At 60.8% G+C, this 14,759-nt stretch carries 14 protein-coding genes; 6 read left to right on the top strand and 8 right to left on the bottom strand.

From position 1 onward, the window contains the following. Positions 1 to 32: 32 nt before the first annotated feature. Together L593_RS04970 and L593_RS04965 are read right to left on the bottom strand one after the other, a co-directional pair. Positions 33 to 299, bottom strand: coding sequence for an HAH_0734 family protein (locus tag L593_RS04970; protein WP_020445848.1), 267 nt, complete (start codon positions 297 to 299; stop codon positions 33 to 35). Positions 300 to 376: 77 nt separating this feature from the next. After that, entirely contained in the window at positions 377 to 889 is a 513-nt protein-coding gene (locus tag L593_RS04965) for a universal stress protein (RefSeq protein WP_049893865.1), read from the bottom strand. Positions 890 to 1,102: 213 nt separating this feature from the next. Here L593_RS04965 and L593_RS04960 point away from each other — a divergent pair, with 213 nt between their 5' ends. Genes L593_RS04960 through L593_RS15285 form a run of 4 tightly spaced genes read left to right on the top strand, consistent with a single transcriptional unit; the run spans position 1,103 to position 2,589 of the window. Next, complete coding sequence (locus L593_RS04960) at positions 1,103 to 1,384, top strand: 50S ribosomal protein L44e (protein ID WP_020445846.1); 282 nt, start codon at positions 1,103 to 1,105, stop codon at positions 1,382 to 1,384. 2 nt (positions 1,385 to 1,386) lie between these two features. Then, entirely contained in the window at positions 1,387 to 1,575 is a 189-nt protein-coding gene (locus L593_RS04955) for a 30S ribosomal protein S27e (RefSeq protein ID WP_020445845.1), read from the top strand. Further along, positions 1,572 to 2,369 (top strand): translation initiation factor IF-2 subunit alpha, encoded by a 798-nt coding sequence (locus L593_RS04950; protein WP_020445844.1) that lies wholly within the window; start codon positions 1,572 to 1,574, stop codon positions 2,367 to 2,369. Before L593_RS04955 ends, L593_RS04950 begins: the two co-directional genes overlap by 4 nt. A gap of 43 nt (positions 2,370 to 2,412) precedes the next feature. Then, on the top strand, positions 2,413 to 2,589 hold the full coding sequence (locus tag L593_RS15285; RefSeq protein WP_020445843.1) for an RNA-protein complex protein Nop10: 177 nt from the start codon (positions 2,413 to 2,415) through the stop codon (positions 2,587 to 2,589). Positions 2,590 to 2,878: 289 nt separating this feature from the next. Here L593_RS15285 and L593_RS04945 read toward each other — a convergent pair whose 3' ends face one another. From L593_RS04945 to L593_RS04925, 5 genes are all read right to left on the bottom strand, one after another. Continuing rightward, a complete protein-coding gene (locus tag L593_RS04945; RefSeq protein ID WP_020445842.1) occupies positions 2,879 to 3,811 on the bottom strand; it encodes a DUF368 domain-containing protein in 933 nt (310 codons plus the stop codon). A gap of 2 nt (positions 3,812 to 3,813) precedes the next feature. Next, complete coding sequence (locus tag L593_RS04940) at positions 3,814 to 6,783, bottom strand: oligosaccharyl transferase, archaeosortase A system-associated (protein ID WP_020445841.1); 2,970 nt, start codon at positions 6,781 to 6,783, stop codon at positions 3,814 to 3,816. 167 nt (positions 6,784 to 6,950) lie between these two features. After that, complete coding sequence (locus L593_RS04935; protein ID WP_049893863.1) at positions 6,951 to 8,306, bottom strand: sulfatase-like hydrolase/transferase; 1,356 nt, start codon at positions 8,304 to 8,306, stop codon at positions 6,951 to 6,953. Between the two features lie 192 nt (positions 8,307 to 8,498). Next, entirely contained in the window at positions 8,499 to 9,554 is a 1,056-nt protein-coding gene (locus tag L593_RS04930) for an NAD-dependent epimerase/dehydratase family protein (protein ID WP_020445839.1), read from the bottom strand. Between the two features lie 128 nt (positions 9,555 to 9,682). After that, positions 9,683 to 10,642 (bottom strand): NAD-dependent epimerase/dehydratase family protein, encoded by a 960-nt coding sequence (locus L593_RS04925; RefSeq protein WP_020445838.1) that lies wholly within the window; start codon positions 10,640 to 10,642, stop codon positions 9,683 to 9,685. Between the two features lie 164 nt (positions 10,643 to 10,806). Between L593_RS04925 and L593_RS04920 the strand changes: the two genes are divergently transcribed. After that, complete coding sequence (locus L593_RS04920; RefSeq protein ID WP_020445837.1) at positions 10,807 to 12,324, top strand: alkaline phosphatase family protein; 1,518 nt, start codon at positions 10,807 to 10,809, stop codon at positions 12,322 to 12,324. A gap of 275 nt (positions 12,325 to 12,599) precedes the next feature. Next, positions 12,600 to 13,388, top strand: coding sequence for a polysaccharide deacetylase family protein (locus tag L593_RS15540; protein ID WP_187292639.1), 789 nt, complete (start codon positions 12,600 to 12,602; stop codon positions 13,386 to 13,388). On the opposite strand, the gene L593_RS15280 is transcribed toward L593_RS15540, so the two are convergent. Continuing rightward, positions 13,385 to 14,755 carry a sulfatase-like hydrolase/transferase gene (locus L593_RS15280; protein ID WP_255347068.1) on the bottom strand — a complete coding sequence of 457 codons (1,371 nt, stop codon included), beginning with the start codon at positions 14,753 to 14,755 and terminating at the stop codon, positions 13,385 to 13,387. The genes L593_RS15540 and L593_RS15280 overlap by 4 nt on opposite strands. Positions 14,756 to 14,759: the final 4 nt, after the last annotated feature.

The following is a 14,759-nucleotide window of genomic DNA, read 5'->3' as shown; positions in this document are numbered from 1 at the left end:
GCCTCGGCGAGGAGGCACCGGGCGCGCCCGATTCACACGATGAGGTCGCCGCCCTTCGTCCGCACCTCGACCGCGGAGTCCTCGACGCGCTCGACGTCGAGCCAGTGGGGGACGAAGTCCCGCTCGACGTACGTCTGACGCTCGTCCTCGGTGCCGACGACGCACCATAGCTGGACGCGGTCCGGCCCGTGCCAGTCGCCGTTCCGGGTGACCTGGAAGGCCACCAGCTCCTCGCCGTCGACCGTGATCTCGGCGTCCTTCCGGAACCCCGGGTCCCCGTTCACGATGAGCCGCTTCATGCAAGCGGCTTGGTGGGACCGTCAATTAAGGGCTTCGAGACCGGGCTCCGTCGGTGATCGATCCCGTGCATCCGTTCTCAGTCCGCGACGGTGGGCGCGTTCGCACCGTCACCGGCCTCCTCGGCCGACCCATGCTCGGTGGCGTCCGCCACGTCGATCCCGAGCACCGGCACGTCGGTCCGTCCGATCACTCGCTCGGCGAGGTCTGTCGGAGCGAGCATTCGTGAGAGCCCGCGCCGAGTCGTCGACGGGACGACGACCAGGTCCACCTCGTGGGCTGCCGCGTAGTCCACGATCTCCTCGTGAGTGCGACCGTACCGGAAGTGCTTGACGACCGGGACGTCCCGTTCCGCGCCGCGGTTCGCGACGAACTCGACCGCCGCTTCGCCCTCGGCCTCGCGTCGCTCGACGGCCATATCCCAGTCCTTGGCCACGTCGACGACGTACAGCGCGTGCAGTTCGGCGTCGTGCGTCTCGGCGAGCGCTACAGCACGCTCGGCGGGCCGGGATCCGGGGTCGGTGCCGTTCGTCACCACGAGTATCGAGTCGAACATGTCGGTGGGTGCGTCTCCGTCGATCGTTGGTATCACTGCCAGTAAGTTAACAATTCTGCCGATAATAACCGTTACAGTTCGTGTATGACCGATAATATGCCGAATATGCCGAATATATGAATTCTGTAGGAACGTCTCTTGCCTTCGCCCTTCCTCCTGCTCTTGCCACGACGGGGGCGGACGCTGCCAACGGCGAACCGTAGCGGGTTTAAGCCGCCCCACGTAACTCACCATCCAAGGTGACCACGGATGGAGATGCCGCGCCGCTTTAACACGTACTGTCCGCACTGCAAAGCACACCACGAACACGAGGTCGAGAAGGTCCGAACGGGCCGCACGACCGGCCTCAAGTGGATGGCCCGCCGCGAGCGCGCCGGTCGAAAGGGCATCGGGAACCGCGGTCGGTTCTCGAAGGTGCCCGGTGGCGACAAGCCCACCAAGAAGACTGATCTCAAGTACCGCTGTGGCGACTGCGGGAAGGCCCACCTCCGCGAGGGATGGCGCGCCGGTCGACTGGAGTTCCAGGAGTAACGATGGCAGGAGATTTCATCCGCGTCGAGTGCCCCGACTGTGAGAACGAACAGGTAATCTTCGGCAAGGCCGCCAGCGACGTCGTCTGTGCGGTCTGTGGCCACACGCTCGCGACGCCGACCGGCGGGCTCGCCACGCTCGAGTCCGACGTCGTCGAGGTCGTCGAGTCCCGACAGGCAGACGCACTATGAAGTACAGCGGCTGGCCCGAGCCCGGCGAGCTCGTCGTCGGCGAGATCGACGAGATCGAGGACTTCGGCGTGTTCGTCGACCTCAAGGAGTACGAGGACAAGCGCGGGCTGGTCCACATCAGCGAGGTCGCCTCCGGCTGGATCAAGAACGTCCGCGACCACGTTCAGGAGGGGCAGACCGTCGTCGCGAAGGTGCTGGACGTCGACGAGTCCAGCCAGCAGATCGACCTCTCGATCAAGGACGTCAACGACCACCAGCGCTCGGACACCATTCAGGAGTGGAAGAACGAGCAGAAGGCCGACAACTGGATGGAGATCGCGTTCCCCGACGGCGACGACGAGGACCTCACCGCGATCGCGAACGCGCTCCTCGCGGAGTACGGCACCCTCTACGCCGCCTTCGAGGAGTCCGCGATCCACGGCCACGAAGCCCTCGACGGCGTGGACCTCGAGGACGACGAGATCGACGCGATCGTCGAGGCCGCCCGCGACAACGTCTCGGTGCCCTACGTCACCGTCACGGGCTACGTCGACCTCGAATCCCCCGGTACGAACGGCGTCGACGACGTCAAGGAAGCGCTCCAGGCCGCGGAAGGGAACGGCGAGGTCCCCGACGAGGTCGACCTCGAGGTGACGTACGTCGGCTCCCCCGAGTACCGCCTCCGCGTCAAGGCGCCCAACTACAAGACTGCCGAACGCGAACTCGAGGAGAGCGGTGCCCGCGCGGTCGAGGCCATCGAGGGCATCGGCGGTGCCGGCGAGTTCCACCGCGACCGACGCACCGAGGACGAGTAAGCGGTTCGCGGCACCTCGATCCCACTTTTCGGACCGCATCGCCATGAAATCCGACATCCACGTCTGCTCGGCCTGGAAGGACGAACACGAGCGGCCGGTCTACACCCTCGGCGACGCCTGCCCGGAGTGCGGGGCCGAGGCCGTGAACAGCGCGCCGGCTCCGTTCTCGCCGGAGGATCCCCACGGCGAGTACCGGCGACGCGCTCGCCGTCGGGACTGACGGCTGCCGGCTTTTCTATGGAGCGACGTTCTAGTATGCGTACCACCGGCTATCGCTCAACGCGAATATGAACGGGGTGGGACTGGAAGGGGCCGACCGCTCGTCGATCGTAACGACGCAAGCGCTGCAGCGAGGCCGAAGGCCGAGCGAAGCGCACAGCGAGTGAGGATCATCGAGCGGGAGGGGCTGTCGCGGCGCAAGCCGCGACGTCGGGAGATCTCTGATCTCCCGGTATCCAAGCGGTCTACAGTACGGTCGACATCAGCAACTGAACGTACAGCAACTGATGCTAGACGTAGTCGAGGTCGTGGGTGACGTAGTCGAACGCCGTCACCACGACTGCGCCGACGACGGCGATCACCACTGCAGCCGCCGCCTGCGTCAGCGATCCCGTCGCCGAGTTCACCGCCATTCGCCCCGGCGGATACAGTCCGCCGGCCATCAACCCGACGAGCACGGCGATCGTCGTCGCGCGGTCGCGTTCGAGCGCACGGTCGACGACCCGCCCGAGGGTCAGCACCCCGAGCACCGCGCCCGAGAGGAACGCCACGACGACCGCGCCCGGTTCGACGACGTCCGCGATCGAGTCGCTCCCGGTCGCGACGCCGGCCAGCGCCGAGAGCAGGGCGTCGAGCTGGTCGAGGAGGTACTCGTACTGGCCGAGGATCAAGAGGAGGAGGGCTCCGGACAGCCCCGGTAGCAACATCGCCGAGATGGCGATGGCGCCGGCGGCGAAGACGAACGCGATCGACGGGTCGGCGAGGTTCACCGTGATCGTCGCGACGAGGACGACGAGCGCGACGGCACCCAGTGCGAGGGCCGTCCGCACCCGCGTCCAGGGCACGTCGCGACCGATCAGGACGACGGAGGCCGCGATCAGGCCGACGAAGAACGCGCCGGTGAGGGCGCGGTACTCCTCCAGCGCGATCGGGATGAGCTGGGAGAGCACGATCACTGCGGTGACCATCCCGCTGCCGAGCACGAGGAGGAAGGTGATGTCCATCTCCTGCCACGCCTCGGCGAAGGCCGCACGCTCGGCAGCGTCGTAGGGGCGCAGCAGGTGGAGCAGCGGCGAGGGGTGCAGTTCGGCGATCGCACCCACGAGGCGGTCGTAGATCCCCGCGATCAGCGCGATCGTGCCGCCGGAGACGCCGGGCACGATGTCGGCGGTGCCCATCGCCGCGCCTTTCAGGAACGTGACGATCGCGGCGCGCAACTGCACGGTTAGCCTGCGATCTCGGCAGCGAACGATTCGAAGAGCGAGCGAACCGGTGCGGTGAGAGCGTTCCCGGGCGCGGCGAGGGCGCCGAATGCGCCGGTCGAGATCGCGCTGGAGCCGACGTCGCTCGTGGTCTCTGGTTCGGCGGCCGATCCACTCGCCGACGTCTCGCTCGTCGCGCTCGCTTCCGACATCGAACCGCTGGCGTTGCCGTCGGTCGAGTCGTTGCCGGTGCCGCCCTCGACGGGTTCGAGGTCGACCGGTATCTCACTCCCGTCGTAGATCGCAGGCTCGGGAACGCTGACGTCGGACGCCTGGGCCCGCGGGTTCTGGAAGCCGCCAGCGCGGACGGTGTACGTGCCGTTCGCGACGGCGCTCGCGTTGGTGTAGCCGTCCTCGGGGCCGAGTTCGTTGTTCGTCGGATACGGCACCGTGATCTCGAAGCTGCCGTCGGCGTCGGCGGTCGTCTGCTGGGAGTACGTGAACGTCCGGTTCGTCCCCGTCTGGACCGGCACCGTCACGATCACGGACTCGTTGGGCTCGGCCTGGCCGGTGAGCGTCGCCCCCTCGACGCGCTCGAAGGTCTTGACCGTCGACTCGACGCTCGCGTCGTAAATGTAGGCGTTCTGGCCGGCCTGCAGCGCCTGGCCGAAGAAGCTCGCCTGGCGGAGCTGTGCCGCGGTCTGCTGGGCGTCGGCCCAGTCGAAGCCGTAGCGGAGCGTCGTGAACGGCCCGGCGCGGTTCGGACTGACGTACCCGCCGACCACGGAGTAGCTGTCCACCTCGTGGACGAGGCGATAGTGGGAGAGGCCAGCGGCGTCACCGAAGTACAGCTCTGCGAGCATGGTGTCTCGGTAGGTTTCCGAGGGCACCGTCAGCGTGGTGTTCTGGCCACCGAGCTGGTAGCGCTCGCCGGTGTAGTAGTCGCTGAAGTCCGCGCCGGCCCACTGCGTGATCGCGTAGAACTTGTCGCCGACCATCTGGTCGTCGATGACGACGTAGCGGGTGTCCTCGCCGGCCTCCTGCTCGCTCTGGGCCTCGATGGCCTCGCGGAGTTCGGCGTTGGACATGTCGTCGAGCTGGCCGCCGGAGACGTTCGAGGACGACAGCGCCTCGAGCATGAGGTTCGCGCGCGTCTCGTTGGTGGCTTGGAAGTAGGCGCTCGCACCTCTGGCACCGGACTGGAACGGATTCGCGTTTGGGATGCGTTCCCCTTCGACGGTTATCCAGTGGCCGTAGTCCCACCACGACATCACGCCGTAAGCTCCCGCAGGATACTCGTAATTGCCTTCGACTGCATCGAACGGCCCATAATAATTCATTTCGTTCTCCTCTCCTCCGTACGTCCCGGGTTCGGGTGTGTTCTCGCTCATCCAGTCCAGACTGTCGTCCCACGTAGTCACGCTGCTACCTGGGCGCGTATCGCTGGAGAGATCGGCTGCGGTCGCGGCCGCGATGGGCGACGCGATCGGTACGAACAGCAACATAAGGATCGCAAAGACGGTCAGGACGTGGTATGCCTGGAGGTCCTCGAAGTCCTCGAGGGAGGGGAAGGCCGCAATTCGAAGGACCTGCGCGACGAGCCAGCCGTTCAGGACGGCGACGGGGATCACGAGGTAGTAATGAAATCGTACCTGGGTCAGCGTCATCATGAGGAGGAAGGCAGTCCAGACGGTGATCAGGAGATACTCCGATCGGGTCCGCTTTGCGAGGAGCCCTCGGGCAACCATCCAAATGCCTGCGATCATTGCGGTGAAGAAGGCGAAGCCGTAGCCATCCCAGAACTGTTCAGTAACAGGCGGCCTATCGTCCGCCAGCATTGACTGTGCCTCACTGATCGTCAGGGTGGTGTCGGACTGACCGAGGAACAAGATTCGCTGGAGGTTCCCCCAGACAGCTTGTGCTACTTCGGGAAGTAGCACCCAAATTGCACCAACTGCTACTAGTCCAATGGCGGCGACAATAAGGGGATAAAGCCCGGGATCCAGTTCCCGATTTTCCCACTCTCGTGCGATTGCAGCGAGGATGGTACAGCCGACGACGATTCCGATGATGGGCAAGAGCTGCAGCAGCGATAGCGTAGTAGTTTCGATCGTGAACGATTGGATGAAGGGGAGGACGACCAGGAAAGCAACGAGGTGAGTGATCACACCGGCAAAGGCGAGGTGTTCCGGGCTTTCGCCACGTATAACCGCGACGGACATGGCGACGACGAAGAAAACGCCGAAGATTCCGACGAGCACCACACCGGCGGCCCAGGTGAGCAGGTACGCGGCGAGCGCCACGCCAGCGAGGACGCTCGCGACGAGCGTCGGACGAAGTCCATCCCAATCGCGATCTTGTACCTGTTCGAACACAGGCCGCTCGCGCCCGACGACTACCAGTGCGTTCACCATAGCGAGCATGGCGATCGACATCGTCAGCGTTTCGGCGACGTGGTGATCGTAGTAGCCGACGCTGGTGCGCGTGATCCACGAAGCCTGTGGAACCAGCGCGACGAGACCGGCCGCGGTCAGGCCACTGATCCGATTACCGCCGAGCTTCTTTGCCAGGAAATAGGCTGGGATCGTCGTGAGGGCCCCGAAAATCGCCGGGGCGAGAAGGGATATCTTCGCAACTTGCTGGGCAGAGGGGTCGCCGAGACCGGCGACCAACGCCACCGTCGCGACGACTTGGTCCATCAGCGTCCCGAAGTTGCCCACGTTCTGGCCCTCGGGAAAGAGCGTCCACGGTTCACCGTACACGCGGCTCGGCCAGTTCTTGACGCTGTACATTGTCGCACGGTAGTGGTAGTATGGGTCGTTACCGCTAAACAGGACCTCGCCATCGCGAACGAACTTGTCGTAGGCACGCGTTCGCGTCCAGAGCATGTAGATGAGTATCGCCGCGAGCGCCGGCACGTGGTACCATCGCTGGAGGGGCTCGACAATCGCCTCCGACTCGGGGAGTTGATCGTCTTCGGTCTCGGTGCTCATTGTTTTAGCGGGTAGCGGAAACGGCGAATAAGCCTTGTGAAAGACGGCTCGACCCAAGAGCCAGGAGTCACAATTGAATCCGTTTGGTCAGTGGGCGTCGGGCCCTATTGTACTTGCAGCCGAGGCGCTGACTTAGCGGTACGTATGACTGGGGCGCCGAGTTGTCGTTACTTGTATCCGAGGGCGTCGAGTCGGTTCTCGACGACGCCAGAGACGTTAGTGGATCCGATATCACTGTCTGGCCAGGGCGGGAGCTTCGACCGAAGCGTTTCGGTGCTCGCCGAATCGAACTCGACCGGCGTCTCGTCGGGCAGGTCGAACGTGAGCGTAGTACCGGACTCCGATGCGATCAGTTTGTCTCCATCGCTATAGACCGCTTTTCGCTCCTCGGGGCCTAGACAGCCCTCGACGAGGAGTGACCGAGGGTTATGATCGTCGGCGTGGAGATCGAGGCCGCTCGTGCCCTCTGGGGCGTCCACTCCGATCGAGGACAGCAGCGTCGGTGCAAGATCGATTAGTGAGGCAGGCGAACCGTCGTTCGGCGCGGTTGGCAGTTCGTCTGAAAGGAGCGGCACTCGTGCGAGTGCTTCGTACGGCGTCCCACCGTGATCGACGCATCCGTCGCCGAAGAACTGCTCCTGGTCCAGCGCGACGTGGTCCCAGAGAAGTTCGCCGTGATCGGCGGTGACGACGATCGTCACGTCGTCGAGTATCGACCTGATCGACTCGATGTGTGCCGAGATGCAGTCGTCGACATACTCGGCGGCAGCTCGGTAGAGCCGCCACCGGTGCTCCCGATAGCGCTCGGCGGCCTCGTCGGGCTCGAGAGTTCGTTCGTACTCCCAGTTCTCGAGATTCTCGATCGAGCTGTCGACGTCGTACTTTTGCCAGTACTCGTTGGGTGGCGTCACCGGAATGTGTGGATCTGCGAGGTGGACGTAGGAGAACGTCGGTGAGTTCGATCGGTCAGTAATCCATTGCTCGTGGTCAGCAAGCACGTCTGCGGCAGATGCGTCGAGCTGGTGACTGAGATCGTGCGTGGCGAATCTGCCAGAGAGCGCGACGAACGGAGTGTCATGGCCGAAGCCACCGTAGGTGTGGTAACCAGCTGCAGCGAAATAGTCGCTGAGCGTCAACCGATCGTCCGGAATCCGTTCTGGCAGGACAAAGCCCTCGTCTGCGACGTTCGGAGCTCTGATCGCTCCGTGTTCGTGGGGGTACGCACCAGTCAGCATCGAGGAGACCGCAGGAAAGGTCCATGGACTCGGTGTGAGCGCTGACGTCGTCCCGTCCATCGACGCGAGAAATGGCATCGTCTCTTCCGTGACGACGTCGCTACGGAGTGCGTCGACGACGAGGAGGACAACGTGCTGGGGTGCGTCTGGGTCGGGGTCGATCGACGGCCGGTCCCGGGCCCGAAAGGTCCGGTTCGCTCGCTTTGTCTGTACGAGATCGTACGGACGAGCCAGCAGCCGCTTCACCGTCGGAGGCAAGGCCGCGACGAGGCGACGTTTAACGTTCATGCGAGCCTCCATGATAGCCCGCGCCCGATGGAGCAGTGAGCCTGCGGTCGGAACGGCCCCCTCGACGTCATTGAACGGGTGTTGGGACCGGCGTTGTCTTCTACCTTGTCGTTCTCGGGCTTCGACTGAGCGAGTTGGCTCCTGATGGCGACGAGCCGATGCGATGGATGTCGACACACGGGCGAATGATGTTTACCGGGACTCCCACCAGTCGACGAACCGCTCGATGCCCTCCTCGAAGTCGACATCTGGCGACCAGTCGAGTTCGTTGCACGCCCTCGATACGTCGGATACGTACACTTTCTGGTCGCCTTCGCGCCAGTCGTCGAAGGCGACGTCAGGCCGGTTGCCGACTACCGATTCGAGTGCGTCGAGGAATTCGACGAGGCTCGTGGTGTTGTGGGGACCACCGCCGACGTTGTAGATCGCGGGCTTGCCGTCGGGGTCGGAAAGGAATGCGTCATAGGCCCGGATCAGGTCGTCGACGTAGAGGACGTCGCGGACCTGTTTGCCGTCGCCGAAGATCGTGAGCGGCTCGTCGCGGAGCGCGGAGATCGCGAAGTGCGCGACCCACCCCTGATCCTCGTTTCCGAACTGGCGCGGGCCGTAGATGCACGACATCCGGAACGCGGCCGCTTCAACGACGCCCCGATCCGCGTAGTCCTGGACGTAGAGGTCGCCGGCGAGCTTCGAGACGCCGTAGGGCGTGTGCTCACAGTCGTCGATCGAGAGGGTTTCCGGGACGCCGTCCTCGTACTCGGGGTCGTCGTACCAGTATCGCGTCTCCTCCTCGCGGACGGGAATTTCGTTGACGTTGTCTCCGTAGACTTTGTTTGTCGACGCCATGACGACCGCCGGATCGCTTTCGGCAGCGCGCGCGGCTTCGAGGACGTTGAACGTCCCCTCGGCGTTGACCTCGAAGTCGGTGCGGGGGTCCTCGAGCGAGGCCGTCACCGCGACCTGCCCTGCCGTGTGGACGATCCCATCGTGGCCCTCGACGATCGTTTCGAGTCGATCCTCGTCACGGACGTCAGCTTCGACGAGCTCGACCGAGGGATACTCCTCTCGGATGTACTCCCAGTTGTAAGCGGCAGTGTTGCGGCTATCGTCAGCGGTCTCGAGCGTTTCGACGCGGCTCAGGTTGTCGAGTGCAGTGACTTCGACGCCGCGATCGGCGTAGTACTCCACCGCGTGACTCCCGACGAAGCCGGCGCCACCAGTGACGAGAACGCTGTCCAGACTGGTCATGCAAGCACCCTTCGAGGCGATGGACGTATGCTTTCCCAATCGGCCCGTTGAGTCCAGTTCGAACTCGGAGCTTACTGCGTCCCGAGTTGTCACCGGATCTCCCTTGGCGTCGAAGGGGACCGGAGCTCCTACGTTTCGAGATCGAGCTCGGCGGCGAGCTCCTCGGCGGTTCGCCGGAGCCCCTCCTTGAGGGACACACGTGGATCCCAGTCGAGAGCGGCGTCGGTCTTGGACAGGTCTGGGTGACGAACCTTCGGATCATCCTCCGGTAGCTCTCGGTAGGCGATTTCGCTGTCGGTGTCGAGGACTTCGAGGACAGTCTTTGCGAGCGTCTCGATCGTGATTTCCTCGGTGCTACCGAGATTGAACGCCTCACCGGAGACGACGTCCGCGTCTGCCTCCATGATCGTCCTGAAGCCGCGAACGAGGTCCGAGACGTAGCAAAAGCACCGTGTCTGTGAGCCGTCGCCGTACACCGTAAGATCCTCGCCACGGAGCGCTTGCGAAAGGAAGTTCGGCACTGCGCGGCCGTCGTCGGGTCGCATGCGGGGGCCGTAGGTGTTGAAGATGCGGACGGTTCGAACGTCGAGATCGTACTGTTGATCGTAGGCGATTGCGAGCGCCTCGGAGAACCGCTTGCTCTCGTCGTACGGAGCGCGCGGACCGCGCACGTTAACGTTCCCAGTATAGGATTCGGGCTGCGGATTGACGTCCGGGTCGCCGTACACCTCGCTGGTCGAGGCGAGCAATACCGGTGCGTCGTGTTCCAGCCCGCACTCGTAGGCGTTGTGCGTTCCCTCGCTGTTCGTCAGGGCGATCTCGACTGCGTGATCGACGAAGTCATCTGGGCTCGCGCGGGACGCGAGGTGGTAGACCTCGTCGACGCGGTCGAAGACGGGGAACGGCTCGCGAACGTCGTGGCGGCGACTCTCGAAGTGGTCGCTCTCGACGTGCTCGAGATTCGACTCGCGGCCGCTTCCGAAGTTGTCCAACGAGGTCACCCTGTACCCGTCGTCGAGGAGGGCGTCGACGAGGTGGCTCCCGAGGAACCCGGCTCCACCGGTTACGACGGCGTGTGGTCGGGACATGGCTCAGGCTCGGCCCTCCATCGAGTTGCAACGGGGACGAGCGGGTAACGACCCCGCGATTGGACCGTACATGGGGGCGGATTACTGACCAGGGGGTAAAAATACCCCGAGTCCGTCTCTCGACTCCACCACAGGTAAATAGGGGTCGTTTCTTAGATTGGCCCATGCCAAACACCGTCGTCGTCGGTCTCGACGGAGCGAACTGGGACCTGCTCCAGCCGTGGCTCGACGACGGGGACCTTCCGAACATCGCGTCGTTGCGAAATTCTGGAGTGGACGCAGATTTACAGAGCTGCCTCCCGCCGGTGACCTGTCCGAACTGGCGCTGTTACTCGACCGGGAAGAACCCCGGCAAACTCGGTGTCTACTGGTGGGAGAAGATCGACGCCGAGAACCGAACGCTCTCGACGCCGAACTCTCGCTCGTTCAAGAGTGCGAACTTCTGGGACTACCTTAACGAAGACGGGCAGACTGCCGGTGTCGTGAACCTCCCGATGAGCTACCCACCGTTCGAACTGGATGGCTTCATGGTCGCCGGTGGCCCCGGGAGCGAGCAGACCGACTACACGACGCCGCCGGATCTTGGCGACGAACTCGACGCGGCGGGGTACGATGTCCATCCCGATGTGGCGGTGACATCCTCCGAGGACACAGACGCCGCAGACGCCGTTGTTGACCTGATCGACCAGCGGCTGGAAACCTACCGCCGACTGCTCGATGAACGGGAAGTCGACGTTGCCCACTGCACGGTCTTCTACGTCAACGTGCTCCAGCACTACTTCTGGCGTGACGAACCGACTTACCGGGCGTGGCAGGTCATCGACGAACATCTCGGTGCGATCCGTCAAGAACACCCTGACGCGACGCTCGTCCTCCTCTCGGACCACGGCTGTGATGAGATCGACACGATGTTCTACGCCAATACCTGGCTCGAGCAGGAAGGCTTCCTGCACACCAAGACTGACGCAACCTCAGCCTTCGAACGCCTCGGTATCAACAAGAAGCGCGTCCTGAAGATCGCCGAGCGCTTCGGAGCCCAGGATTTGATCGCGAAGATTACGCCCGAGTTCGTCAAGAGTCAGGTCCCGATGGACGAAGAGGGTGCCAAGCGCGAGCACAAACTCGACCGGGTGGACTGGTCGAAGAGCCGGGCGATTGCAAGCGGGCAGGGCCTGATATACGTACTCGACGGCGCCGAGTCGACGCGCGACGAGATTATGGACCGCCTTGCCGACCTCGAGAGCGACGTCTCCGGGACGCCGATCGCCCGGGAGGTCCTCACCCGCGAGGAGGCGTACGACGGCCCCTACGTCGAGGACGCACCCGAGATCGTCTTCGATCAGACGCCGGGGATTCACACCAGCGGCGCGATCGGTGACAACCCCGTCTTTGAGGACGTCAGTCACTGGCGTGCGGAGAACGTTCGGACCGGTCTGTTCCTCGCCGACGGTCCCGACGTGACTGCGTCGGCGGTCGAGGAACCGGTCCCGATCACTGCCGTCGCCCCGACCGTCCTCCACTCGGTCGGCTGCCCGATTCCCGAAGACGTCGACGGAATGCCGTTGGCCCTCTTTGACGGTGAGGAACCGATATTCCGCGATCCTATCACACCGGAGTTCTTGAATCGGCAGGGTAGTGATGGAGTTGAGGACCGTCTTGAGGATCTGGGCTATTTGCAGTGATATATATGTTTACAATTCTGGTTGATGTGGCCCATATATTTCCAATCCAATAATAAATGCCCGAAACGGTTTTAGACGGAAATAACGAAGGCTGGCGGGAATGTATCTGATCTATAAAGAATCAAATAAAATAGGCAGTGTTCGATCATCTGGTGCTTTCTCATCAAATTATTATTAAATGATCACAATGGGCCCCCGGCCGTTTAACCGATTCATCCCGGAGGCATATATCCCTGAAGCTTTTAGGATAGTTCATGACTCTCCCAAATCACATTGTGTTCTCTGTCGATCTTGAACCCAATCTGGATGGCGGACTTCGGGGGATTCGAGAGGTAATGGATTGGTTTAGCAACACAATCCCCCAAGGAACCGTTTTCACGACTCACAGAATTGCAACAGAAATACCTGGATTAATATCGGAGCTAGCAGATCAACATGAGATAGGTGTTCATGTACATCCAAAGGAATTCGGTTACGATCATGACCAATTAGCGGAACTGCCACCGAACGTTCAATCTGAGGTGATTAGTTCGACGCGTGGGGCAATAGCCGACGCTATCGGTGTGGACCCAGATTCCATTCGCTCTTTTCGCGCGGGTCGCCACAGTGCCTCCGAAGCGACTATTGAAATCTTGAGGGATCTCGGATTCTTGGTCGATGCTTCTGTGAACATGAGATATACTCAGCATCTCCCTTCATCCATAACTCAACGATCGAAACCTTTCAATTGGGATGGGATATTCGAAATACCAACGACATTTGATAAGATTCCTTTATTTTCTCGTTACGGATTGCGCGGAACGGTGACAGCTACTGCAAATACATTGAAAACAGACCGCTTGCTTTGTTCAGGAACAAAGGCGATCAAATATCTCCTTTCAGCCACCGACTTTGTTTCTTTTTACATGCACCCATTCGATGCAATATCTAATAATAATCAGGGCGGTGCCGAATTTCGGCAGCGTGTCGAAAGGTTATTTTCAACATCTGATGATAAGATACAATACATCACCGCCTCCGAATATGCCCGCTTGCGACTAGATTCGTTATCTTCTGAACATTAATCTTCGACGTACCCAAGTTGTCTCAATCGTTCACTTACTTCTCCTCCAATATCCGTTTGCTCGTCAATTGAGTCTGCCCACAATGATACTGTCTCACATACTGAATGAAGTTTCTTTTCGTCAATCTCATTATGTGAAACTCGCTCTTCCCCATTGTCTCGGTGATAATACTCGGTGGGGGTTTCGTTACTCCACCATAGGATTGTTTCTTGGTCCGAACGAACGCTAATATGAACAAAGTCCTCTGAGATGGTTACACCTTTTTCACGTTGATGCATGGAAGAGGAGACAGCCACTGGACATTCGAATAGTTCATCGCGATCCCACTCTGGTGGGATTTCAGCTCCAAATAAATCACAAATTAGCGGCGAAACATCTTCAGCACTTGTAACTTTAGAAATTGAGTTGTTTGGTATTCCTCCTCCAGCGATGACAAGAGGAACGTGAATAAGCTCTTCACAGCAGTAACTTGGATGTGTGATATCTTCCATTCCGCTAGGAGGTGTCTTGTCTCGGAATAATTCACCGTGATCTGCAGTTATTACTAATGCGGTTGAATCCCACTCGCCAGACGAACGTAGATAATCTACGAACTCTGCTATCCTATCGTCTACGTAGGAGACCTCTTGTAGATACGTTGAACGTAATATCTCCAATTCTGAATGATCAATTTGACTCGGATCGTCCTGTATCAGTTGATTGAGGTTATACAAAGTCTTTGAGTTCTCCTTGCGGTATGAAGCCGGGGGAAAGTATGGAAAGTGAGGGTCCATAAGATGTATGTAATGGAATTCTTGCTCACCGGTGTTCATCCATGACATCGACTTATCGAAAAATTCCTCGGCATCCGGTTGGTTGGTCCATTGGATAAGGCCTTGTCGTTTCAGAGCATCCAAAACACTCTCTGCGACACTTTGGAGATTGAGGCGAGCTAAGATTTCACTGATATCCCCTCTGTTTGATCTCTCTTCATCATTCTCGGTGCCGGTTTCGCCCAAGTCGACGTATGAATCAAATCCTCGAGAATATCCGGATTCAGCAGACACGTATGTATTCGAGTGCCACCCTGCGGTGTTCACACCTTCTCTGGAAAGAACCTCAGCAATCGATGGAATGTCTTCACGTAGGGCCATTCCGGCCCCTCCATGTTCGATGGGCTGACGTGATTGAAATAGGGCCGGTACGCTGGCGGGAGTCATTGGGCCGAGAGAGTGGTGATCGGAAAATTCGATATGTTCATTAGCAAGTCTCCGGAGGTTAGGCATCGATGACTGATAAGCATCAAATCGCAAACAGTCTACGAGTACCAATACAACACGATCAACTCGAACGTCATCCACTATGTCGTTGTTAAGAAGTTGAGACATCATA

The organism is Salinarchaeum sp. Harcht-Bsk1 (genome assembly GCF_000403645.1).
GTDB lineage: Archaea > Halobacteriota > Halobacteria > Halobacteriales > Salinarchaeaceae > Salinarchaeum.
Note: the sequence above shows the minus strand (reverse complement) of the source record. Positions and strands in the feature narration are given on the sequence as shown.

Coding starts and splice junctions, on each gene's coding strand:
- L593_RS04960 (WP_020445846.1), top strand. CDS start 1,103: ATGGAGATGCCGCGCCGCTTTAACACGTACTGTCCGCACTGCAAAGCA.
- L593_RS04935 (WP_049893863.1), bottom strand. CDS start 8,306: ATGAACGTTAAACGTCGCCTCGTCGCGGCCTTGCCTCCGACGGTGAAG.
- L593_RS04970 (WP_020445848.1), bottom strand. CDS start 299: ATGAAGCGGCTCATCGTGAACGGGGACCCGGGGTTCCGGAAGGACGCC.
- L593_RS04955 (WP_020445845.1), top strand. CDS start 1,387: ATGGCAGGAGATTTCATCCGCGTCGAGTGCCCCGACTGTGAGAACGAA.
- L593_RS15280 (WP_255347068.1), bottom strand. CDS start 14,755: ATGTCTCAACTTCTTAACAACGACATAGTGGATGACGTTCGAGTTGAT.
- L593_RS04930 (WP_020445839.1), bottom strand. CDS start 9,554: ATGACCAGTCTGGACAGCGTTCTCGTCACTGGTGGCGCCGGCTTCGTC.
- L593_RS04920 (WP_020445837.1), top strand. CDS start 10,807: ATGCCAAACACCGTCGTCGTCGGTCTCGACGGAGCGAACTGGGACCTG.
- L593_RS04950 (WP_020445844.1), top strand. CDS start 1,572: ATGAAGTACAGCGGCTGGCCCGAGCCCGGCGAGCTCGTCGTCGGCGAG.
- L593_RS04925 (WP_020445838.1), bottom strand. CDS start 10,642: ATGTCCCGACCACACGCCGTCGTAACCGGTGGAGCCGGGTTCCTCGGG.
- L593_RS04940 (WP_020445841.1), bottom strand. CDS start 6,783: ATGAGCACCGAGACCGAAGACGATCAACTCCCCGAGTCGGAGGCGATT.
- L593_RS15285 (WP_020445843.1), top strand. CDS start 2,413: ATGAAATCCGACATCCACGTCTGCTCGGCCTGGAAGGACGAACACGAG.